This window comes from Trueperella pyogenes, from assembly GCF_001070855.1.
Classification (GTDB): Bacteria; Actinomycetota; Actinomycetes; order Actinomycetales; family Actinomycetaceae; genus Pauljensenia; species Pauljensenia pyogenes_A.
Map to the genome: position 1 here is coordinate 42,505 of NZ_JVLH01000008.1, position 23,031 is coordinate 65,535.

The window sequence follows — 23,031 nt, forward strand, 5'->3', positions numbered from 1 at the left end:
AAAGCAGCATTAAACACAGTGGGGAACTATATTTGTTGACACAACGTCGTCAAAGTTTTGCCACAGCTGTGACGAACTTATGACACACCCTGAACACAATTCCCTGAGACAGGACTATGACCATGACCTTTGCTCCAGCAGCACTTGATGCGCTGACACTGGGACGATGGCAATTCGGTATCCTGACCGTTTACCACTTCGTCTTGGTTCCTCTCACCATCGGTCTGTCACTCCTGGTCGCAATTATGCAGACCGTGTGGCACAAGACCGGTAAAGAGGAATGGCTCCAGGCAACTCGATTCTTCGGCAAGTTGCTCTTGATCAACTTCGCCCTTGGCGTTGCTACCGGTATCGTGCAGGAATTCCAATTCGGCATGAACTGGTCGGAGTACTCACGTTACGTCGGCGATATCTTTGGCGCTCCGCTCGCAGTCGAGGCCCTTCTGGCCTTCTTCCTCGAATCAACCTTCCTGGGTCTGTGGATCTTTGGATGGGGCCGCCTTTCCAAGGGATGGCACCTTGCCTGTATCTGGCTCGTTTCCTTTGGCACGATGTTCTCGGCACTGTGGATCTTGGGCGCGAACTCTTGGATGCAGCACCCCGTCGGCGCACGCTTCAACCCCGAAACGGGCCGTGCAGAGCTCGACGGAGTAGCCGGCTTCCTCAAGGTCGTCGCCAACCCGGTCCTCGTGTGGGAGTACTCCCACGTCATCACCTCTGCTTGGCTTGTTGCCGGCACCTTCGTTGCAGGCATCGCATTCTGGTGGATGACCCGCGCCAAGCGCCTCGGTGGTGAAGAGGGAGCAAAGGAAGCCTCATCTATGTGGCGTCCTATCGCACGCTTCGGCCTGCTGGTGATCCTCATCGGCGGCCTCGGAACCGCAGCAAGCGGCCACTTCCAGGGCCAAGAACTGGTCAAGATCCAGCCCATGAAGATGGCAGCTGCAGAAGGCGTCTGTGTCGATACTCAAGGCGCAGCATTTACCGTTGCTCAATTTGGCGACTGCCCCTTGGGTGATGACGGCAAGCAGCCGACCAAGTTCATTCAGGTTCCCGGCGTCGCTGCTTTCATGTCTCACAACTCCTTCTCTGCAGACGTTAAGGGTGTTGCAGATGAGCAGCAGCGCATGGTTGAGCTCCTCAACTCCAATGAGGATTTTGTCAAGACCTACGGCGACGCGAAGCAATACGATTTCCGTCCCCCGCAGATGGTGACCTTCTGGACATTCCGCCTGATGATCGGCACTGCAGCATTCTCCGCAGCACTCGCGCTGTGGGGTCTGTGGGCAACCCGTAAGGGACAGACTTCCGCATCGAAGGCCCTGGGGATCTTCGCACTCGTTTCAATCCCCATGCCCTTCCTCGGTGCTTCTTTCGGCTGGATCTTCACCGAAATGGGCCGTCAACCCTGGGTTGTTGTTCCCAACCTCGCAGGCCTTGAAAGCGGCGATCCCGTCGGATCGGTCATGATGATGACATCTGCCGGTATCTCCAGCGCTGTTCCCGCCTGGCAGGTCCTGGTGTCGATGAGCGTCTTCTCCATCCTCTACGCAATCCTCGGTGTCGTGTGGTTCATCCTCATGAAGCGCTACGCCGTCGAGGGACTCCACCCCCGCCCCAAGGACGCTACCGATAAGGAAGCAGTCTCTGGCGCACTCTCATTCGGCTACTGAGGAAAGGAAAAACCATGACTTTGAGTATTTTGTGGTTCATCCTCATCGCTGTCTTGTGGACCATGTACCTGGTCCTCGAGGGCTTCGACTACGGAGTGGGAATGCTCCAGGGCTTCCTCGCACGCGATGATCGCGAGCGCACCCAAGCGCTACGCACAATCGGCCCCCACTGGGACGGTAACGAGGTCTGGCTGCTCACCGCAGGTGGCGCGACCTTCGCAGCATTCCCCGAATGGTACGCAACCATGTTCTCGGGAATGTACCTGGCACTCTTCCTCATTCTGCTGGCGCTCATCGTTCGCGTTTGTGCAGTTGAATGGCGCTCGAAGCTCAAGTCTGAGCAGTGGCGCAGTGTCTGGGATCGCGTTCACGCCGTCTCCGCTCTGCTTGTTCCCCTTCTCTTCGGTGTGGCATTCGCCAACCTGGTTCAGGGAATGAAGATTGAGGTCGTCACTCACGGAACGAACGCGGTCGTTGCACCTGCGGACGTCCCCTCCTCCCTCAATACAGCTGTTCACCAGCTGACCGGTGGTTTCTTCTCACTGCTCACTCCCTACACCCTCTTGGGTGGTCTTGTCCTGGTTGCCCTGTGCCTTGCTCACGGCGCTCAGTTCTTGGCCCTCAAGACCGAAGGTGACCTGCAGGAGCGCGCGAATGGTTTCGCAGCTCCCGCGACAGTGGTTGCCACTGCTCTGGCTGCGGTGTGGGTAATCTGGGGACAGTTCGCCTACTCAACGAACGTCTTGGCATGGATCCCGCTGCTCATCGCAGCGCTGTGCCTCATCGCCTCGACTGTCTTCTCGCAGGCTGTCTTGCGTAACGAAGGTCTGTCCTTCCTCTTCTCTTGCCTCGCAATGGCCGGAGCAGTTGCATGGATCTTCGCAGCAATGGCACCCAACGTCATGAAGTCGAGCATCGATCCCGCTTATTCGCTGACCATCGCACAGGCCTCGTCGACGACGGGAACTCTGACCGTGATGTCGATCGTTGCTCTCTGCTTGGTCCCCGTGGTTCTTGTCTACACCGCGTGGTCCTACTGGAAGTTCCGTTCTCGCGTTTCTTCCTCGGATGTTTCAACGAATACCGGTTTGATCTTGAACAAGATCCGACTGGATCAGAACTTCCTCGCGGGCTGATCGTCCGCAGTACTGGTGGCCTCGGGAAACCGGGGCCACCAGTTTTTTCACCGAGCAGGACCTTCTCCGAGGACAGAAAATAGAAGAATGCGCCCACTGGACCCCCGTCTTCTCAAGTACGCTTCGAGCGCGCGTCGTCATATCATCCTCATTTCACTCTTGGGGATTGTGACGGCAGTCTTGGTGATTGCACAGACCCTTGCTCTTTCTGCTGCCCTCTCCCCCGCTGTCACATCCGGTGCATCACTTGCTCAGGTACGCACGCCGCTTCTTCTCTTGGTCGCTATCGTTATCGTGCGCGCAGCAGTCATCGGAGTTCGCGAGGCCTTGGGACACCGAGCAGCAGACCGGACAATCCGCGAGTTGCGTGGACGCGTCCTGACACACATCTCAAACCTGGGGCCACGCTGGCGCGCCACTCACGGTTCTGAGGCCTCGACCCTCCTTTCCCGAGGCCTGACAGACCTCTCCCCATACTTCGTCGACTACCTTCCCCAGTTGGTCCTCACAGCAACTGTGACTCCCCTGGCCCTGGCGACAATCCTTTTCCTCGATTTCTGGTCAGCCTTCATTGCCGCAATCGTTGTTCCCCTAATCCCAATTTTTATGGCCTTAATTGGGCGTTTCACCCAGAGCGCTTCCGCAGAAAAACTGGAAACAATGCAGAGCCTGGGCGCGCAAATGCTGGATTTGATTGCAGGACTGCCGACCCTTCGCGCTTTGGGCCGTGAAAGTGCTCCTCGAGCGCATTTAGAATCTCTCTCGCGATCCAATACGCGCGCAACAATGTCGACACTGCGCATTGCCTTTCTCTCTGGTGCTGTATTGGAGTTTCTCTCCACGCTCTGCGTTGCCTTGGTGGCCGTCGAAGTCGGCTTCCGAATGGTTTTCGGTCATGTTTCTTTATTCACCGGTCTAGCCGTCATCATGCTTGCACCGGAAGTTTTCGAACCTCTACGTCAGGTCGGAGCTCAGTTCCATGCCTCCGCAAATGGTGTCGCCGCAGCAGAACGAGCCTTCGAGATTTTAGAAACCCCGATTCCTTCAATGGGTGAAGACTCCGAAGACGAAGGCTTTCAGGATGATGACGGTATCGATTGGTCTTCAGCTGCCTTCTCATTGCGCAATCTTTCGATTGAGGCACGCGGCACTTGGGCGCCTGCAGAGTTGAACGCGGATATCCTGCCAGGAACGCTGAGCGTCCTTGCGGGCCCCTCAGGCTCGGGAAAGACCAGCACAATTTACGCACTGATGCGACTGCTTCCGATTCAGAGCGGCCATCTCATGGTCTGCACCCGCGAAGGAGAAGAAATTCCCCTTCAGGACATTCCCAAAGAAACACTGTGGGAAGCCATAACCTGGGTACCACAGCACCCTTCTTTGCTTCCCGGAAGCCTACGCGAGCAGCTTCCACCTGCAACAGATGAAGAACTCGAGGCTGCCGCAGCACTTTGCGGATTCAGCGAAGTTCTGGACACGCTTCCCAAGCGTTGGGATACGCAAATTGGCCAAGATGGGGCCGGTCTTTCCGTTGGCCAACGACAACGTTTTGCCCTAACCCGTGCTTTGCTAGCACGCACTCCCATTGTCATCTTGGATGAACCGACGGCCCACTTGGACGCTGTGAGTGAAGAGATCGTTTTGAAGGCAATGGAGGCTCTGCGCAAGAAAGGTCGAACGGTCATCGCGATTGCGCATCGCCAGGCTCTTATCGATGCAGCAGACCAAGTGATCAAGGTTCATTCACGGGTTAAGGATCAGGCCGAATTGGCAGAAGTTGGAGGAGAGCAATGAAAATGCGAATTCTCACTTCTGAGGAAGCATCCTCCTTGCGATGGGCGTTGTCACTACTCCGAGTTGATAAGTGGCGTTTTATCAGTGCACTCCTTCTGGCAAGCCTAGGAATTGGTTCATCGATCGCTTTGGGTGCAACATCTGCTTGGCTCATCGCGCGAGCGTCACAGATGCCTCCTGTCTTAGTACTTTCTGTCGCTGCAACATCGGTACGTCTTTTTGGCGTCTCGCGTGCCCTTTTGCGTTATGTTCAACGCCTGATTTCCCACCGCGTTGCGCTCGAGGGCATGGACCATCTACGACTGAGCCTTTACGACGCCTTAGCATCTTCAGATCTCGGCAGAGTGATCTCACTTCGCCGCGGTGATCTGCTGGCACGTATGGGATCCGATGTCGACGAGGTCGGCGATTTTATTGTGAAGTCTGTCCTTCCTGCAGGTGTCGCAGCGATTGTAGGGTGCGCGACCGTCGGCGCTCTGGCACTTCTTTCTCCCGGCGCTGCAGTGATCTTGGCGCTTTGCTTAATCCTTTCTGGGATCGTTGCCCCCGTTATCACCGCTCGAGCGCAACGCGCAGCTCAAGTCGAAGGAATCCAGGCACGTGCTGCCCTGAGCAGCTCGCTGGTCACCTTGATCGATGGCTACGATGAGCTGGCAATTAACGGACTCATTGACCGTGCGCGCGGCGAATTCGAACGCAGCGAGGACGACATTGAGTCATCTCGGCGAGGGGCCGCCCGCGCCTCTGCTTGGGCTCAATTCATCGATCGCGCATCTATGGGACTAGCAGTTGTCGGGGCGCTCCTCGTTGGAGTTCCATCCGTTCAGGCTCAGATCCTCAGCGCCGTCGCTCTCGCGGTCATTACCCTCACTCCCCTGTCTTCTTTCGAGGCCTCGGCTCAGATGAACTCCGCGATGGCGCAACTCGTCCGTAGCGCTCAAGCAGCACTGCGGATCCGCGAACTTATCGGCTCGGAGGCACCGACCACCACGGCCTCGAAGATCGCGCAGACTCCGCTTCCCGAAGATGCGACGCACCACCCCAATCTTCAAGCGAGTGACCTAGCGATCGGATGGCCCGATGGCCCTCTCTTAGTTGAAAACCTCAATCTTGATGTAGTCCCCGGTCGCTGCATCGCAATTGTTGGCCCTTCGGGAATTGGAAAAACAACACTCCTGAATACTCTGGCTGGATTGATCCCCGCACGCGGTGGGCAGCTCACTCTCAACGGAGTTCCTCTTCGGGACATTCCCCACGAAGAAAGTGCGAGCGTCATTCAGGTAACCGCTGAAGATGCCCATATCTTCGCAACCAGCATCTACGAAAATCTTCGCGTCGCACGCGCTGATCTTTCGAAGGAAGAGGCTCAGGAATTTCTCAACACCGTTGGCCTCAAGGACTGGTGTGCTTCTCTTCCTCAGGGAATCGATACCGTAATTGGGGCTGGGGCAACGGGAGTATCCGGTGGTGAGCGTCGCAGACTTCTTGCCGCCCGAGCACTCGCCTCACATGCACCCATCATGCTTTTGGATGAAGCCAGTGAGCACCTAGATCCGCACAGCGCAGATGCGCTGATGCGAACCATCCGGGCACACGCAGTCGACAAGGGCTTGGTGCTCGTCACGCACCGTTTGAGCGCTCTTGATATAGCAGATGAGATTATCCTGATGGGGTATCCTCACGATGATCCTCGCCTGCGTCCTGCACGCATCGTTGAACGAGGAACACGTGATGAGCTCATCGCAAGGAGCGAAGCTTTCCGTTGGGCACTCAAGCAGGAGGAAGAATGAGCCCCGAAAGGACCGATTCACGACTTCTTGAAGCTGCTCTTGATGTCACCTCAAGCCTAGATCTTCAACGAGTCCTTGAGAATTTCGTCGAGCGTGCATGTGCATTAACCGGTGCACGCTATGCAGGACTATCGGTTCTTGATACCTGGGGCGATACGACGATGTTCGTGGAATACGGCGATGCTCCGGCCGGTGAGGCTTCAAATCTTCCCGACGAGTTGGTACAACGCATTACCGATGAGGGATATGCGATTCTCAACGACCCCGCCTCTCTCAACAATGCCGAAGGAATTGAGAACTTCCTTGGAGTTTCTGTCACTTTCAAGGGGCAAATCTATGCGCGCCTATACCTGGTTAATCGCCTGGGAGGCTTCGGACTCAGCGCACTTCGCATTGTGCAGACTTTGGCGGCAGCCGCCGGTATTGCCGTTGAAAACGCTCACCTCTATGCAGATGCTCGAAGGCGTGCACGCTGGATTCGAGCATCGCAGCAGCTAACCACCTCGATGCTCGAAGGAGCAGACGAAGAAGAAGGCTTGACCCTGATCGCTCAAACCGTTCGCGACGTCTCGCAGGCGGATACCGCGATTATCGTCTTGCCCTCAGTGAAAGATACCTGGGCTGCGGAAATCACCGATGGCCATCACGCAGATCGTTTGCTAGGAATTGTCTTCCCCCATGAAGGCCGTGCGATGTCGGTACTCAACGAAGGGACCGGCATGATCGTTGATTCCCTCGCGCGCGCCCAAACCATGCGTATCCCCGAATTTTCCGAATTCGGTCCGGCACTCTATGCGCCTCTTCGTGGAAGAGGAAAGCCCGCCGGTGTCCTCATTCTGCTCCGTCTTCCCGGAAAACCAGAATTTGACTATTCCGAGCTGGCTTTAGCGGAATCTCTGGCAGCTCAAGCTGCCCTTGCACTGGAGCTCGCCTCGGCCCGCCACGCTGAAGATGTCGCTTCCCTCCTTGATGAACGTGATCGAATTGGCCGTGACTTGCATGATTTTGCGATCCAGCAGCTCTTTGCAGCAGGCATGCAATTGGACTCGACCAAGCAAAAGATCAGCGAAAAACAGGTCGGCGTCGATGAGGTCATCCACGCTCTTGACCTATCTCTAGCGTCCATTGACGAGGCCGTGCGTCAGATCCGCGCAATCGTCCATAATCTGCGTGAACCCGATTCTGACGTTGGCTTGGTCGAGCGTATCCGTCGAGAGTCTTCCCTCTCGCGTTCATTTTTAGGCTTTGCACCCTCACTGCTCATTTCTGTCGACGGCCAATCGGTCAACGAACAGAAAGAATGCGAAGATCACCGCGTAGAATTACTCAATTCTCGCGTCGATGATTCGCGAAGTGATGATGCGGTTGCAATCGTTCGAGAGGGACTGTCCAACATTGCCCGTCACGCACACGCGACCGCGGGTGCGGTCAATGTCGAACTTCAGGGAAGTGGGAAAACAGGTAGGCTCACGGTTTCCGTTTCCGATGACGGAGTTGGGATCGATCCTTCGCATACACGCAATTCGGGCCTCGCAAACATGGCAGAACGTGCACGCCTCAACGGCGGGACCTTCACCATTGGTACCGGACTTGAAGGAAAAGGAACGAAGATTATCTGGAGTATTCCTCTGGCCTAGCTCAGTTACGCCAAGCGGCAGCGCGCTGTCCGGCTACCCATGCAGCAACCTGCGTGCGACGCTGAAGCCCCATCTTCGACAGCAAGGACGTAATGTGGTTCTTCACGGTCTTTTCTGCGACCCCCAGTTTTGCGCCAATTTCTCGGTTCGACAGGCCATCGCCGATCAATTCCAAGACCTTACGCTCTGAGGGAGTCAGATCTGCGGTCGGATCATCGTGATCTGCACGCCTACGGGTCAGTGTTCGCTCATCAAGAAGAATACGTCCCTGTGCCACTGCCTTGATGACATCTGTAATTTCGGCACCGCGAACAGTCTTGAGCACGTAAGCACGCGCCCCCTTTGCAAGGGACTGCGCCAAGGCCTCGTCATCGTCAAAAGAAGTCAGGACGATCGGGCGAATCTCGGGGTTTGTCTGTCCCAAAGATTCCATGATGTCGATGCCCGTTCCATCGGGAAGCTGAAGGTCCACCAAAATCACATCGGGGCTAACCAATTGGGCACGGCGCAAAGCGTCTTGAACTGTACCGGCCTCTGCAACCACCTCAAGGTCATCGGCACGATCGACAATCTCTGCAATCCCGCGACGAACAATCTCATGATCGTCAACGATCATGACTCGGATTGGGGTTTGCAAAGGGGTATCGTTTTCAGTCACGTTATTCTCCTTGTTCTTCGACGCGCTTCTCACCGCTGAGACGGGCAACTGCATCTGCTGCTGCCGCATTTTCTGCGTGTTTCTTTGAAGTACCAACACCTTGGCCAACTTCGGCATCCCTTGAGGCAACAAAGGCGTGAGCGGTAAAGACCCTCTGGTGGTCTGGGCCTTCGCCCTCAACCTCGTAGGTCACTGCCCCCATGTCGTGGTTGAAGGCAAACTCAGTCAAGGTTGTCTTCCAGTCCTGTTCGGCAGCACGTTCGACTGCGTGTACCAGCAAGAAGCCCAGATGCCGCAAAATAGTTGCACGCGCACCTTCAATACCTACGCTCAGATAGGTTGCGCCAACCAGGGCTTCGAAAGTATCAGACAAGATGGAGTCTTTGTCTCGACCACCGTGCGTGCTTTCCCCACGCCCCAAGTAGATGTACTCCCCCAGCTCAATGTGCCGAGCTGCCTGCGCTAAGGGTTCTTGAGAAACAGTTGCTGCCCGCATCCGCGACAATTCAGATTCGGGGACGTCGCCATGGCGGTGATACAGCTCGTCGGCCACGACAATCGAAAGGACAGAGTCGCCCAGGAACTCAAGGCGTTCATTATGGGCAATTCCGCCGGCTTCATTTGCATACGAACGGTGGATTAGCGCCAGTTCCAATAGATCCTGGCGCACGGGAGTTCCCCATGCTTCAAGCAAGGTATCAGTATTGGGGCGTGGGGGTACAGGAAGCTTTGAACGACGAGCCATCAGTTCTCATCCCGCGCGGTGAGCTGATCAAGAAGACCCGAAAGCCCCGCAAGACGCGGATCAATCACCACATGCTCATGATCTTCGGGTAGATCTTCCCATTTTTCGCCGCATCCTGGGCAAAGCCCCTGACAATCCGGCTTACACAGAGGTCGGTCTTCCATCAGCGTCACGATGCCGTCACGCACAATTCCTTCAATATCGACAGTGTCGCGCGCCGAGATGGTCGGGAAATCTTCGGCTTCCTCATCTTCTTCACTGCGCAAACGCTGCGCAGCCTTCGGCTCGAAGAAAAGTTCATCGACATCGACCGAATGGTGACGCGTGAGTTCATCAAGACAACGCACGCATTCTCCGTCGATATCAACATCGGTATGCGCACGAACCAGAACTCCGTCATCAACCGAAGTAATAGTCACGTCAATAGGTAACTCAGTCCCCGGAGCCACTCGCATAACCGAGGTTCCCAGGTCATCAGGGACCTGCCAAGTTAGGTGATAGTCGCGCGTCGAACCAGGCGAGCGCGAAAGATCACGAAGAGAAATCTCTAAAGGTTCACTCATGTTCTAAAGTCACATTCGTAATATCGCGGCCATTGCGTTCGGCAATGGCACGCCGACCAGCATCGGTACGGCGTTGAAGTTCTTGAAGAAGTGCAGATAGTTCTGCAAGTGACGAGGCAGCGTATTCATCGGCACCGGTACGCATCTGCTTCTCAGCTGCACGCGCCTGCGCAACAATCTCACGCGCACGCTCTTCAGCCATCTGCTTGATGTTCTCTCCGGATACAAGGCGCTCTGCCTGCGCATTGGCGTCGGCAAGGGTGTTCTCCGCATCCGCCTCGGCCTGCTCACGCACACGCCTCGCGTCTTCTTCGGCCTTTTCACGGGTCTTCTGCGCGTGTTCCTCTGCCTCGGCAACCAACTGGTCAGCCTTCTCACGGGCCTCGTCGATGGTCGAACGAGCGCGGGCATTAGCCTCGGCAATGGTCGTCTCTGCTGCCGAGTCGGCGCGCACAAGCACAGCGTCTGCGTCGGCAACAACAGCGTCTGCGGCCTTCAGGTCATCGGGAAGAGCTTCACGAGCTTGATCGAGAAGGTCAAGAACCTCCGCTCGGTTCACCATTACCGAAGCAGAGAGAGGAACTGCGCGCGCAGCCTCAAGGAGGTCTTCAATTCGGTCCAAAGCCGCAATCACAGTCGAGGGACCGTACACGGTCTGATCCTCCCACTGCTGCGAGGAATCCGCGTGCTCGTCATGGTTTTCAGCCATTGTCTCCTCCAATTGAGTTCTGCGCGTACACTGCCTCTCTATTTTCTCCCCACACAGCCAAAACTGGGGCCGGAACATACCGAGAGACGTCCATTCCCCACGCAAAAAGTTCTCGAACAAGGGATGAAGACACATGCCCCAGTGCGGGATCGGTGGGGATCCACAGCGTTTCCACTCCCCCGATCTCTCGATTTGTCACGGCCTGAGCCATCTCCGACTCCAAGTCACCGCTTCCACGCACCCCTTTGATCACCAGATCAACATCGTGTGCGCGACAAAAATCAACCAAAAGCGTGTTCATGGGGAGGACTTCTACCTTCGGCAGGTGAGCCAGCCCCGCACGGGTGCTATCCACACGGCATCGGATATCGCTGGCCGAGGCCTTGGCTGAGTTCACTCCAACTGCAACGATCAGGTGGTCAACCAGACGTGACGCCCGAGTAATAAAGTCCAGATGCCCGACGGTGAGCGGATCAAAACTCCCCGGGATGACGGCTTTCATTCGCTCTCCTTAGCGGTTTGTGGAAGTGGGGGCGCAAGAAACAGAACGCGAGTCTCCCCCCAATCGCGCCGATCCTCGCAGATGAGTCCTTCAGGTAACTCGATATCTGTCGAGCGAGTCGATCGCTCAACGACAACCGAGGCATCTGGGCTTAAATGCGCACACAGTGCTGTCAGGATCTCGGTGATAGTTGCGCTCTCACACTCATAGGGAGGATCAATAAAAACGAGGTCATATTGGCCGCTCAGCCGTCCAGAAACTGCCGCGAGCGCATCCGCACCAATAACTATGCTGCCCGGAGCAACCAAGGCCGCATTCTTTTTCAGAGTTCGTAGCGCACCCTGAGCAGAATCGACCAGGGTTAATTGATCTGCACCGCGTGAAAGGGCCTCAAAACCCAGAGCTCCACTTCCCGCATACAGGTCAAGAACGCGAGCCCCTTCGATAACGTCCATGTGTTCAAGGCGCGAAAACATTGCCTCGCGTACGCGCTCAGACGTTGGGCGTGTCCCTGAAGGCGGGACATGTAGGGTCCGACCTTTCAAAGTGCCGGCAATAATTCGTGTCATGCTTCAAGACTACGTTAGCTGCGTTCCATCCACACCAGCTCTTCGCTGGAAGCGTCATTGAGACTCGCCGCTAATTCCGGATACGAGGCCAAAGAAGGATCTGCTGCGATGAGTTCGCCCGCGCTTTCTCGGGCTTCTTCAATAATCGCACCATCACGGACAACGCTGAGGAAGCGCAGTCTCGAAGCTTTTCCTGACTGGGCCGACCCCAAAACGTCACCTTCTCGGCGCAAGGCGAGATCGGCCTCGGCAAGGACAAAACCATCGGTTGATGACGCGAAGGCTTCCAAACGTTGCGCAGAAGTATCGCTGATGACCGAAGGATGAACAGCCATGCAGATGCTTTGTTTCGAGGAGCGTCCCACGCGGCCACGCAACTGATGGAGCTGCGAGAGCCCAAATTGCTGTGCATCCAAAATGATCATCATGGTCGCTTCGGGGACATCGACGCCAACTTCAATGACAGTTGTCGCAACAAGGATTGGAGCCTGCCCGCTGGAGAAGGCCTCCATCGTGGCGCTTTTTTCTTCGCTGCTATCTCTGCCGGTCACGCTCACCGCTTTCACACCCGATAGCGAAGGAACCCCAGCGAGCATCTCCATAGTTGCTGTCACCGACGCAAGGGGTGCAGTGCTTTCTTCAAGCAACACATCGGGATGATCATCCTCATCGATCCGCGGACAGACGATATAAACGCGCCCGCCACCGTCAATTTCTTCGCGTGCCCGTTGCCACATGCGTTCCATCCACACGGCATTTCCCGCATCAACAACGAAAGTTGTCACTGGCTTTCGCCCTGAGGGCAAGCCCTTCATCACTGTGACATCCAGATCTCCGAAAATCGTCATCGCGACGCTTCGAGGGATTGGAGTAGCGGTCATCACCAGCTGATGGACAAGCAAACCATCATTGCGGCTTTCACGGAGGGAATCTCGCTGCTGGACGCCAAAACGATGCTGCTCGTCGATCACCGCCAAGGCAAGGTCAGCAAAGAGGTTGCGCGCGTAGAGCAAGGCATGCGTCCCAACAACAATGATCGGCATTCCCGAGGCCAATAGACGCTCGATTTCACGTCTGGCTGGGGCCGGCGTCGAGGAAGTGAGGAGGCGCAGATCCACGGGGAAACCTGCGGATTCAAGGGGTTTAAGCAGCGCTCGAATCGAGTCCGCGTGTTGCCGTGCCAAGACTTCGGTAGGAGCAAGGAGTGCACCTTGATGACCAGCGGCAATCACCTGAATCAAGGCAGCACACGCAACCACAGTTTTTCCCGATCCCACATCCCCTTCAAGGAGACGCTGCATGGGATGCGACGAGGCGATGTCAGCCCCGATGGCACTGATGGCACTGCGTTGCGAGGGCGTCAAAGTAAAGGGAAGCCCACCAAGGAAAGCTTGAAGTTCCGGAGGGTTTTCTGGGCAGCTTTGCGCACGCAAAGCATCATTTCCCAGTCGACGTTTTGCCAAGAAAGCTTGCAAAACAAAAGCTTCTCTCCAGCGCATGCTGCGTTTGGCGCGTGCGACGTCCTGATCCGTACTGCCCTGGTGAAGAAGCCGTAGGGCATTTCCCAGCGCTTCAATGTCGAAACGCGATCGGACTTGCAGAGGAACAGGGTCTGGGAGCGTATCCAAGTCCAAAGAATCCAGTACAACGGCAATTGCACGCGCAATCACCCACGAAGCGACGCCACCCCGCGTGGAATAAATGGGAATGGGACGGTTCGAGCGTTTTTCGATATCGGGGGCTGCCTGTTCATCATCAACGCCCTCAAATTCGGGGTGCACCAATTGCAAATTCCCCCGGTACTCCCCGACTTTTCCAGCAAAAAGAAAACTCTCTCCCGGTTGAAGAAGGCGTTCGTGCACGCTGAGCTTATAGGGACTACTGGCAAAGAAAGTCGCAGTCATTTCCGAGGAACCATCGGTCAGACGAACTTCGAATCTCACCCCTGCACGCGAGCGGTTAGGGATCAGGCGAGCACTGACTACTTCGGCCAAAATAGTGACGTCTTCTCCGGGACGCAGGACGTGCATTGGCGTGAGCGCACCCCAATGGTAGTAGCGCCGAGGTGCCTCGTAGAGCAGGTCGCCAATGGTCAACAGGCCCGCTTTTTCGAGCTTCTTTGCCAGCTTCGCAGGAAGGCGAAGACTCAAAGGAGTATCAAGTGGATTCACGCGAGCGCCTGCAGAAGAGAACGGGTTTGAGGAGCGGCATCGATGACTTCAAGATCCACACTGGTGGATTCAGGGGTGAGGCTATCGAGGAGCTGACGCAGAACCGCAATCAAGGTTGCCGCATCTTCATTTCCAGCAAGCAAGACCCAGCGCGTCGGCGCGTAGGATGCGAGATCTTGAAGAGCACGAGAAACGTCCTCAACCTGCCATTCTGCGTCGATCTCCGTCGTGTGCTGAGCAAGGAGCGCACTGTGGGCATTTTCATCGATAAGTGCACGGAGCCGAGTGGCAACGCTACGTCCTCCGGGTTGAGGTACGAAGAGGGGCGCACAGCTCCGACTGATCGCCAGCGCTTCTAACTCATTTGTCGAGGGCGCAATAGAAATATCGAGCTCTTCCTCCCCCATTCGCACATAAGAGGCGCTAATCCTTTGAGCAAGCGCTAGGCACTCCCTATCACTGGGAACAATGAGTTCCACCCGAGTCGACGCACAGCGCGCAGGAAGAACAAGAGCCTCGAGATCTTCAAGCTGAGGATCGAGGAAAACTTGGGCACCGCTGAGGGCAAGATCTTCAACCATTCCCGCAACCCGAGTGCAGACAACGACTGCAGCACGTTCCACCCTGCGAATGGGCTGGCGTTCCAAGAGCCTGATACCTCGGTGTGTCACGCCATCGGCAAGGGTATCGATTCCAATTGTTTCGTCGGGACGAGCATCAGCGACATGGAAGCGGAGTGTCCGACCGCGTTTGGGATGGACAGACAAAGGTGCGGCAGTATCGATGTGGAAGCGCCACTCACCCAATCCGAAAAGATCGGCATGCCCGGCCCAAGAATAACGCGCTCCTAGTGCATCTAGCTGGCGACGCTGAGCATCAACGTCATCAAGGGTTCCTTGAAGAATGACATCGACCGTAAATGCGCGATCAGGCGTCGGCGCGTGTGGACGGACCCGGTTGCTTCCATGCCCCGCCAATTCCGCAAGCATTGCAGCAAGGGATTCGAGCATCCCCAGATCATCGCGGCAGGCAGCATCGAGGGCACTGAACATGAGCGCAACGACCGCTGCACCGGCGTCGATGGCGGTGCTGGAAGATCCCGTGGCCTCGACGAGGCCAAATTGTGCGGCAGCGCAGAACGCCGAGAGTTCTTGGGGAACCTCGGGGAGCGTATCGCCAAGTCCTTCGAGTTCTGAACATGCCTCACGCAGCATGGCATCTGTGGCGCTTCCCTGAGCGTGCGCAGCCTTCAGTGCGGAAGGGGTCGCCAAGAGCATGCGACGAAGAACAACCGGAGTGATGGAGGCATCATCAAGCGCTGAATGCCAAGAAGAAAGGATCGATACGAGAAGCACACCGCAGTGTCCCAGAGCTCCGCGGATTCCCGATTGGATTGCACAGTCGAGGCCAACGGAGAGTGGATCGCTGTCGGAAAGCTGTTCGCATCCGTGAGCAAGGGTTTGGAAGGTGACACGCGCATTTGTTCCGGTATCGCAGTCTCCCCCGCCGACTCCGTCGAGGTCATCGATGAAAGGGGCGAGCTTTGTCATTTCATCAGCCGCGATCTGGAAGCTACGCGCCAAAACTCCAGAATCTAGTGCCACAACTTGTCCTTATAACGATGTCTCAACCTGATAGTGCTGCGAAATGGGATACCTTCAACATTGTTCCGCCTTCGGGCACATGTGTGCCACCTGACACGCATATTTTCCTCTGTGGACTTGGTTATTCGGGACGAAATCAGTTAAGGTGTCATAGTTGCCTGCGGTGAGCTGTCACCAATGGCCTCTTGATCTTCATGATCAAGACAACTAATCGTGTAAGAAAAACCGAGGAGAACATCGTGGCTGCCGTTTGTGACGTGTGCGGTAAGGGACCCGGCTTCGGCAAGAGCGTGTCGCACTCGCACGTTCGTACCAACCGCCGGTGGAATCCGAACATTCAGCGCGTTCGCGCCCTGGTCGATGGGACGCCCAAGCGCCTGAACGTGTGCACCAAGTGCCTGAAGTCTGATCGAGTCGTTCGCGCTGCCTGATTCAGACTGAGATCGGCCGAGCTCGCTTTGCGGGTTCGGCCTTTTCTTTTATCCCAGAGCAGCCTTTAGTCCTATTCGACATAGAAGCAACCAAAGCAACAAAACTAAGAAAAGCGCAGGTCAAAACACTTTTATCTCCCTAGCACTCGCCAGCTTCAGGCTCTTCTCAGTAAATATCCACCTTTTTGGTTGACTCAATATCTGTATCCGACAGAACATTTTATTTTTTCGCACGTTATTCTGAATTTGCTCATATCCAATTTGCGAAATCTCGCACCTCGATTGGGGAGACCATTGCAGAATAAGGTTCAACTCATCGCCTATGCCGATCGTTTCGGTGGCAGTACTATTTCCGCCTTGACCGCTACGCTCCGCCAGCATTTTTCAGGAGTCTACGAAGGCGTTCACATCCTCCCCTTCTTCACCCCCTTCGATGGTGCTGATGCAGGTTTCGACCCTGTCGACCATACAAAGGTTGATCCGCGTCTTGGTTCTTGGGATGACGTCGCGGAGCTCTCAAAGAGTCACGAAATCATGGTCGACACCATCGTCAATCACGTGTCATGGGAATCCGAGCAGTTCCAAGACGTCATGAAGAATGGCGAAACTAGTCCTTTCGCTCCAATGTTCCTGACCTTGTCGAGCGTTTTTCCCGAAGGTGTAACCGAAGAAGAGCTCGCTGGCATCTACCGTCCTCGCCCGGGTCTTCCGCTCACCCACTACACCTGGGGTGATAAGACCCGGCTAGTCTGGACGACCTTCACACCGCAGCAGGTCGATATCGATACAGATTCGAAGCAGGGCTGGGATTACCTCATGTCAATCCTTGACCAGCTGGGTGCAAGCCATGTTTCCTCGATCCGCCTTGATGCAGTCGGATATGGAGCTAAGGAAGCACGCACCTCCTGCTTCATGATCCCTAAGACCTTCAGACTGATCGAACGGATCAAGGAAGAGGGCGCAAAGAGGGGCCTGGAAACTCTGATCGAGGTTCACTCCTACTACAAGAAGCAAATCGACATCGCCAGCAAGGTCGACCGCGTCTACGACTTCGCGCTTCCCCCGCTCTTGCTCCACTCAATTTTCTCAGGCAGCGTGGATGCTCTTGAGCACTGGATCAACGTACGTCCCAATAATGCTGTGACTGTGCTGGATACCCACGATGGAATCGGCGTCATCGACATCGGTTCGGACCAACTGGACCGGTCTCTCAAGGGCTTGGTTGCAGATCCCGACGTCGACCGCCTCGTCGAAACAATCCACACAAACACCCACGGGGAATCGCGCGAAGCGACGGGGGCCGCAGCCTCGAACCTAGATCTCTACCAGGTTAACTCCACGTACTACTCCGCATTGGGATGCAACGACCAACACTACCTCGCCACGCGAGCAGTTCAGTTCTTCCTACCCGGGATCCCCCAGGTCTACTACGTGGGTGCTCTTGCAGGCGCAAATGACATGGATCTGCTCAAGCAAACCAACGTTGGTCGTGACATTAACCGTCATTACTACACCGCACAAGAGGTCGAAGAAAACCTTCAGCGTCCGGTTGTTCAGGCCCTCAATGCACTGTGTGTATTCCGCAATACTCTTCCGGCCTTTGATGGCGAATTCTCTTACCAACGAGATGGCGAAGTCCTCACGCTCACTTGGGAAGCTAGGGACTCCAGCGCACAGCTGATTTTCAATCCCGCCAGCCCCTCTGAGACCGGGTCTATTGCTTCCCTGACGTGGACCGACAGCGAAGGCCAACACCGCACTGATGACCTGCTTGCCCAGCCACCGATTGCCCACATCTGACTAGCCATAAGGAGCCACAATGAACAAGGTTTCTAGACAGCCAAGAGAAAACCGGGTCAACCTCATCCGCCTGAGTGTCGGTTTCACCGTCAGCGCGGTTGCCTGTGCGATCCCCTGGGTCGCGTTGACCTCCGTCATTTTGCCGGCAGTGCTTGAAGATATTAACGCGGCCGGAAAAGAATCAATGCTGGGCACCATCAACGCGGTTGGTTCGGTAGTTGCGCTTCTTGCAAACGTTATTTTCGGAACTTTCTCCGACCTGACCCGTTCGCGTTTCGGTAAGCGCACTCCCTGGATCATCATCGGTGGGCTCATTGCTGGTGGCGCGATGGCACTGCTTGCACTGAACCAACATTCATTCCCGATGATCCTCCTGCTGTGGTGCACGGCCCAGCTGGGATACAACGTCATGCTTGCGCCCTTTGTGGCAACAATGTCTGATCGCATTCCCGACGAGGTCCGCGGAACAATTTCGGGCTTCTATGGCGCCGGAATCGCGGCAGGTCAAACCATCGGCAATCTGGTTGGAGCCCGCCTTCTCAAGGCGGACAATGGACTGACTCACGGCTGGCTCCTGGGCGCCGCAGTCTTTGCCGCTATCGGTATCGTCACCGTGATCATCTGGCCACGCGAAGGGGACAATCGGGGTGAATCTGATGAGAGCTTCTCAGCAAAGCGCATCCTCGAATCCTTCCGCCCGCCAAAGAATGCACCTGATTTCTACTACGCACTTGTTGGCCGTACCTTGATGATGGGCGGCTACTGGATGATCAACACCTACCTGCTCTACATCGCTCAGGACTACATCTTCGCAGGTAATGCGAATGCAACCACACTAGCAGCGGAGCTCATCGCCTCGATGGCAGTGATTACTCTTGCTGTCTCACTGGTCGCTGCGCTGGGCGCTGGACCGATCACCGATCTCATCGGTCGCCGCAAGCTTCCGGTTGCCCTGGCCAGCGTCTTGTTTGCGATTGGCTCCGCAATGCCGCTGATCTTCCACTCTGCACTAGGTATGTACCTCTTTGCGGGAATCGCAGGCCTTGGGTATGGCGTATACAACGCGATCGATCAGGCGCTCAATGTTTCGGTCCTTCCCAACCCCGACGAGGCCGGGAAAGACCTGGGAATCTTGAACCTGGCGAACACGCTGTCGATGGTCGTCGGCTCTTTGATGACCTCCGCAATCGTCGTGATTGTCAAGAACATGACCCATACATCGACAACGCCAACCTCGGCCTACACGGTCGTCTTCATTGTTGCGATCATTATCGTGCTGATTGCCGCATGGCTTATCATGCGAATCAAGAAGGTGAAGTAAACCTCACACACAATCGCCCGGTGCGTCAGTTGCTTCTTAAGCGACCGATGCGCCGGGCTTTTATTTTCGAGGCCGTACCTGAAAGACCCCTACTCCCCCACGCGCGCGTTCTGCGAGGCAAAGAGGCACATAGCAGCAGCGCTCGCAACGTTGAGGGACTCTGCCTGGCCACTCATCGGAATCATCACCAGTGCATCGCATGCGGCCATCTCATCGTCGCTCATTCCCTGAGCTTCATTTCCGAAGACCCACGCATGTGATTGGACAAGCCAGCCGCGCCCTTCAAGAGCGGCCTGGGACATCAGTTCACTCAGACTGTAGGCGCCCTGTGCGCCAGAAGTCCCCAGGATTACACAATGATGATCACGAAGGTGCTGACAGGCCTCGTCAAAGGAGGAAAGGGGAACAATGGGAAGATGGAAAACGGAGCCGGCGGAGGAACGAATGACCTTGGGGCTTGATGCCTCGACACTCCCCTTAACGCTAACGATTGCACGCGCACCCATCGCGTCTGCAGTACGCATAATCGTTCCTGCATTGCCCGGGTCCCTGCTCTGCGCAAGAACAACAATGCAGTCGCCGGGATAAATTTCAGGAAGTTCGCTCTCAATCGCGCCGGTGCGAGCAACCGCGCAGATTCCCTGGCTATCACGGCTCAGTACCTCGCAGACTTCGTCGGTCACCTCGTGGACCCAACGACACGCTCTGCGCGCATCTTCAATAACGTCGGGATGAGTCTGAGCGGCTAGCGCCGTGTAATAGACGTCTTCAACGAATGAGGAACGGTATCGGACCAGTTCACGAACTGCCTGGGGGCCCTCAACAAGGATCTTTCCTTGCTTTGAACGTGCCGAACGCCCGGCCAATGCCGCGACTTTCTTCACGCGATCAGCGCGAGGATTATCGAGGATGGACGGGCGTTCGGAAAAGCTGCTCACTGAATGCTCAGGCCTTGGGCGCGTTCACGTCGGCGGGCAGAGCCTTCTTCGCAACCTCAACAAGAGCGTTGAAGGTGGCGATGTCGTTGACGGCCAGCTCGGCGAGCATGCGGCGATCGACCTCAACACCAGCCAGGTTCAGGCCCTGGATGAAACGGTTGTAGGTCATGCCCTGTGCGCGGGAAGCAGCGTTGATGCGCTGGATCCACAGGCGACGGAAATCGCCCTTCTTCGCCTTGCGGTCACGGTAGGAGTACACGAATGAGTGCGTGACCTGTTCCTTGGCCTTGCGGTACATGCGCGAACGCTGGCCACGGTAGCCGGATGCCTGCTCGAGTACGGTGCGACGCTTCTTCTTGGCGTTAACAGAACGCTTAACACGTGCCATTTTCTAAATCTCCTTGTCGAAGGTGCCGGTCACTTGCCCAGCAGGGTACGGACGCGCTTGACGTCGGCGGTGGCCAGAACCTGGTCCGAGGCCAGACGACGGGTCTTGCGGGAGGACTTGTGCTCGAGGAGGTGGCGTGCACCAGCCTGCTCGCGCATGATCTTGCCCTTTCCGGTGAGGCGGAAACGCTTCTTAGAACCGGAATGCGTCTTATTCTTCGGCATTATTTTGATCCTTCTTCTTCCGGACGGGGTTTAACCCCAACCTTCACTTCTTCTGTGCATCTACCTCTTGCGAGGCCACACGAGCTTGGTCCTTACTGGCGCGTTCTGCGCGCTTACCGCGACGCTCTTCACGTTCGGCTTCGCGACGCTTGCGCTGCTCGTTGACCGCATCGGACTTGCGCTTCGTAGGCGCAAGAACCATGGTCATGTTGCGGCCGTCTTGGCGAGGCATCGATTCGACAGTGGCGAGTTCTCCAACTTCCTCAGCAAGACGCTGCAGAAGTCGGACGCCCGCTTCAGGTCGTGACTGTTCACGACCGCGGAACATAATCATGACCTTGACCTTGTCACCGGCGGAGAGGAAACGCTCAACGTGTCCCTTCTTCACCGAGAAGTCGTGGTCATCAATCTTCAGGCGGAAGCGAATCTCCTTGAGCTGCGTGTTCGCCTGATTACGGCGAGCATCGCGAGCCTTCTGGGCCGCTTCGTACTTGTATTTTCCGTAGTCCATGAGTTTTGCAACCGGCGGCTTAGCGTCGGGTGCAACCTCAACCAGGTCAAGGCCCGCTTCTTCAGCAAGACGCAGTGCGTCTTCCACGCGGACAACACCAACCTGTTCTCCTCCGGGTCCCACGAGACGTACCTCGGGAACTCGAATCCGCTCATTGATGCGAGGCTCGCTAATGAGTGGCTCCTTCCACAGTCGTATCCGTGACACGAAAAAGGCCTTCGTGCCACTGTGCGCACGAAGGCTTATCCCGGCAACAACATCCGTCCGGATGCTACCGTTTAACCCGATCCCCTGGCTCTACGTGGGCAACCCGAAAACTCGGGCGGGAATCAAGGTGGGAGAAACTCCGCTTGCACGATCGGGGCGAAATCCCCGATTGGTCGCTAATATCTTAGCAAATTCACGCCTCAAGGGCGATATTCGATTGATGGCAATGTGATGGAATGACTCACATCCCCACCCATCGAGGAACCCATTGAATCTGGTCGGTAACGGCGCGCAGCCTAGGAAGAGCGCTGAGTCCCTCAATGACGCCCTGAACTTTTTCTCGCAGCTCAGAGCGCGTCAGGTCACCCTCATTCCTACGCACCTTCGACGCATCAATTTCAAGAATGATGCGACAGATTTCCTTGCCGGCATATTCCACGTGGAGATCGCTCACTGGCGAGAAATCCCGGCTTGCCTGCTCAAGTAGCAGATTCTTGAGCTCCCGATCTTTCCAGGCAGGAAGCCATTGATCTCCCTGAGCCAGAGCCGCGGTTGCACTTCGAGGAATCACGATATCTACGCTCCGGGGATCAAAGACAACGCGCCCTGCACTTTCAACCAAAGCGACCAGTGCAACTCGCTTGAAGGGAAGTCCCATAGGACGCGAGCTCGGATCAAAAACTGAAAGCGATGCAGAAGAGCTAAACGCAGCGATCGCCGGGCCCGCAGAGGTTTCAGTCACGAGAAAACCAGCAGGATCATGCCCCAATTCCCCCGCATGGACTCCAGTTACTCGAGGATCCTCTTCGACACGGATCGGGACAATCACACGCTCATTCTCAAGAGCATGGACCAGCTCTTCGAGTTGTTGCGCACTATCTTTAGGACACTCAAGCGCATGCTGAGTTTTACTCAGAGCCTGCCCGTGATCATCTCGGTTTTGCGTAGCCATCGAAAGACGCTGCGCCAAACGGTTCTTCTGCTCTTCGCCAATCGCCTCGGCCATCAGCGCTTCCTAAACCACGAGAAGGGACCGCGGCGGCCTCCCTTTCCATCCGCTTGAATGGAATCGGGATAGTCGGAGGGAAGAGTTCGTCCAAGCAATAGGTCCTCGGTCGCCTGAGGCATTGCCCCCAGCAGCAGCCCAGCCGGAATATCGTCCTCGCTACTTCCATTGACGTAGCGCTGTGCAGTGATCTGGCCTGAGACACCGGGCTCCACGCCATCGCCCTCGACCAGCCAGGACATAATCGCTACGGCACCATACTTCGACAGGCGTGAAATTACCGATGCAATCCGATCAACTTCCGGTGGCATCGGACGACGCCCCGTCAAAAGTACATTGAGTTCTTCTTCTTGAGTCGTCTGGGTCTGTACTCGCAGCCACACCCCCGTCCACGGCTTCAAACGCACCACGGCCTCGTGAATACCGGAAAGGGCGAGCAACGAATGGAGGGCTTCGGCGGAAGGGATGGGAGCAAGAACCAGGGCGACGGAAAGCTTGCCACCCTCAAGGTGAAGCGACTCATCAACGGGGGTATCCAGCGCATCTCGTGTCGACGACGCATCCTCCCCCGCGTCTTGTGGCAGATCCCCCTCGAGATCGGACTCCATGTCTGCGACTAGATCACGAAACTGCGCATCCAGATCCCGATTCTTG

At 56.2% G+C, this 23,031-nt stretch carries 22 protein-coding genes; 8 read left to right on the forward strand and 14 right to left on the reverse strand.

Annotated features, from left to right (window positions below; all coding sequences use genetic code 11):
• Positions 1-122: 122 nt before the first annotated feature.
• From ADG72_RS03010 to ADG72_RS03030, 5 genes are all read left to right on the forward strand, one after another.
• Positions 123-1,673: a cytochrome ubiquinol oxidase subunit I gene (locus tag ADG72_RS03010; RefSeq protein WP_019127122.1), complete on the forward strand. Its 1,551-nt coding sequence runs from the start codon at positions 123-125 to the stop codon at positions 1,671-1,673.
• Between the two features lie 14 nt (positions 1,674-1,687).
• Positions 1,688-2,809 (forward strand): cytochrome d ubiquinol oxidase subunit II, encoded by a 1,122-nt coding sequence (gene cydB, locus ADG72_RS03015; protein ID WP_009748001.1) that lies wholly within the window; start codon positions 1,688-1,690, stop codon positions 2,807-2,809.
• An 87-nt stretch (positions 2,810-2,896) separates the two neighbouring features.
• Complete coding sequence (gene cydD, locus ADG72_RS03020) at positions 2,897-4,603, forward strand: thiol reductant ABC exporter subunit CydD (RefSeq protein WP_048712143.1); 1,707 nt, start codon at positions 2,897-2,899, stop codon at positions 4,601-4,603.
• The gene (gene cydC, locus ADG72_RS03025; RefSeq protein ID WP_048712144.1) at positions 4,600-6,393 is read left to right on the forward strand and encodes a thiol reductant ABC exporter subunit CydC; all 1,794 of its coding nucleotides are present in this window, start codon (positions 4,600-4,602) and stop codon (positions 6,391-6,393) included. Before cydD ends, cydC begins: the two co-directional genes overlap by 4 nt.
• Positions 6,390-8,030, forward strand: a complete 1,641-nt coding sequence (locus ADG72_RS03030; RefSeq protein ID WP_048712146.1) for a GAF domain-containing sensor histidine kinase — start codon at positions 6,390-6,392, stop codon at positions 8,028-8,030. Before cydC ends, ADG72_RS03030 begins: the two co-directional genes overlap by 4 nt.
• Position 8,031: 1 nt before the next feature.
• On the opposite strand, the gene ADG72_RS03035 is transcribed toward ADG72_RS03030, so the two are convergent.
• The 8 genes from ADG72_RS03035 to ADG72_RS03070 are packed head-to-tail and all read right to left on the reverse strand — an operon-like array spanning position 8,032 to position 15,551.
• Positions 8,032-8,646 (reverse strand): response regulator, encoded by a 615-nt coding sequence (locus ADG72_RS03035; protein ID WP_048712264.1) that lies wholly within the window; start codon positions 8,644-8,646, stop codon positions 8,032-8,034.
• A 43-nt stretch (positions 8,647-8,689) separates the two neighbouring features.
• Positions 8,690-9,433, reverse strand: coding sequence for a ribonuclease III (gene rnc, locus ADG72_RS03040; RefSeq protein ID WP_048712147.1), 744 nt, complete (start codon positions 9,431-9,433; stop codon positions 8,690-8,692).
• Positions 9,433-9,996, reverse strand: coding sequence for a YceD family protein (locus ADG72_RS03045; RefSeq protein WP_048712149.1), 564 nt, complete (start codon positions 9,994-9,996; stop codon positions 9,433-9,435). The genes rnc and ADG72_RS03045 overlap by 1 nt, the downstream gene beginning before the upstream one ends.
• On the reverse strand, positions 9,989-10,705 hold the full coding sequence (locus tag ADG72_RS03050) for a hypothetical protein (protein ID WP_048712150.1): 717 nt from the start codon (positions 10,703-10,705) through the stop codon (positions 9,989-9,991). Before ADG72_RS03050 ends, ADG72_RS03045 begins: the two co-directional genes overlap by 8 nt.
• Positions 10,698-11,207 (reverse strand): pantetheine-phosphate adenylyltransferase, encoded by a 510-nt coding sequence (gene coaD, locus ADG72_RS03055; RefSeq protein WP_048712151.1) that lies wholly within the window; start codon positions 11,205-11,207, stop codon positions 10,698-10,700. Before coaD ends, ADG72_RS03050 begins: the two co-directional genes overlap by 8 nt.
• On the reverse strand, positions 11,204-11,776 hold the full coding sequence (gene rsmD, locus ADG72_RS03060; RefSeq protein WP_048712153.1) for a 16S rRNA (guanine(966)-N(2))-methyltransferase RsmD: 573 nt from the start codon (positions 11,774-11,776) through the stop codon (positions 11,204-11,206). The genes coaD and rsmD overlap by 4 nt, the downstream gene beginning before the upstream one ends.
• A 14-nt stretch (positions 11,777-11,790) precedes the next feature.
• On the reverse strand, positions 11,791-13,947 hold the full coding sequence (locus ADG72_RS03065; RefSeq protein ID WP_048712154.1) for an ATP-dependent DNA helicase RecG: 2,157 nt from the start codon (positions 13,945-13,947) through the stop codon (positions 11,791-11,793).
• The gene (locus ADG72_RS03070) at positions 13,944-15,551 is read right to left on the reverse strand and encodes a hypothetical protein (RefSeq protein WP_048712156.1); all 1,608 of its coding nucleotides are present in this window, start codon (positions 15,549-15,551) and stop codon (positions 13,944-13,946) included. Before ADG72_RS03070 ends, ADG72_RS03065 begins: the two co-directional genes overlap by 4 nt.
• A gap of 239 nt (positions 15,552-15,790) precedes the next feature.
• Between ADG72_RS03070 and rpmB the strand changes: the two genes are divergently transcribed.
• From rpmB to ADG72_RS03085, 3 genes are all read left to right on the forward strand, one after another.
• Positions 15,791-15,982 (forward strand): 50S ribosomal protein L28, encoded by a 192-nt coding sequence (gene rpmB, locus ADG72_RS03075; RefSeq protein ID WP_019127135.1) that lies wholly within the window; start codon positions 15,791-15,793, stop codon positions 15,980-15,982.
• Between the two features lie 294 nt (positions 15,983-16,276).
• Positions 16,277-17,782, forward strand: a complete 1,506-nt coding sequence (gtfA, locus tag ADG72_RS03080) for a sucrose phosphorylase (RefSeq protein ID WP_048712157.1) — start codon at positions 16,277-16,279, stop codon at positions 17,780-17,782.
• Positions 17,783-17,801: 19 nt separating this feature from the next.
• Positions 17,802-19,103 carry an MFS transporter gene (locus ADG72_RS03085; RefSeq protein ID WP_048712159.1) on the forward strand — a complete coding sequence of 434 codons (1,302 nt, stop codon included), beginning with the start codon at positions 17,802-17,804 and terminating at the stop codon, positions 19,101-19,103.
• A gap of 89 nt (positions 19,104-19,192) precedes the next feature.
• On the opposite strand, the gene ADG72_RS03090 is transcribed toward ADG72_RS03085, so the two are convergent.
• The 6 genes from ADG72_RS03090 to ADG72_RS03115 form a co-directional block, all read right to left on the reverse strand.
• Positions 19,193-20,041 (reverse strand): TrmH family RNA methyltransferase, encoded by an 849-nt coding sequence (locus ADG72_RS03090; protein ID WP_048712161.1) that lies wholly within the window; start codon positions 20,039-20,041, stop codon positions 19,193-19,195.
• A gap of 7 nt (positions 20,042-20,048) precedes the next feature.
• Complete coding sequence (gene rplT, locus ADG72_RS03095; protein WP_009747984.1) at positions 20,049-20,429, reverse strand: 50S ribosomal protein L20; 381 nt, start codon at positions 20,427-20,429, stop codon at positions 20,049-20,051.
• Positions 20,430-20,458: 29 nt separating this feature from the next.
• The gene (gene rpmI / locus ADG72_RS03100; RefSeq protein WP_009747983.1) at positions 20,459-20,653 is read right to left on the reverse strand and encodes a 50S ribosomal protein L35; all 195 of its coding nucleotides are present in this window, start codon (positions 20,651-20,653) and stop codon (positions 20,459-20,461) included.
• Positions 20,654-20,696: 43 nt separating this feature from the next.
• On the reverse strand, positions 20,697-21,371 hold the full coding sequence (gene infC / locus ADG72_RS03105; protein ID WP_080978643.1) for a translation initiation factor IF-3: 675 nt from the start codon (positions 21,369-21,371) through the stop codon (positions 20,697-20,699).
• Between the two features lie 241 nt (positions 21,372-21,612).
• Positions 21,613-22,377, reverse strand: a complete 765-nt coding sequence (locus ADG72_RS03110; RefSeq protein ID WP_048712167.1) for an SseB family protein — start codon at positions 22,375-22,377, stop codon at positions 21,613-21,615.
• Entirely contained in the window at positions 22,377-22,985 is a 609-nt protein-coding gene (locus ADG72_RS03115) for a hypothetical protein (RefSeq protein WP_107070838.1), read from the reverse strand. Before ADG72_RS03115 ends, ADG72_RS03110 begins: the two co-directional genes overlap by 1 nt.
• Positions 22,986-23,031: the final 46 nt, after the last annotated feature.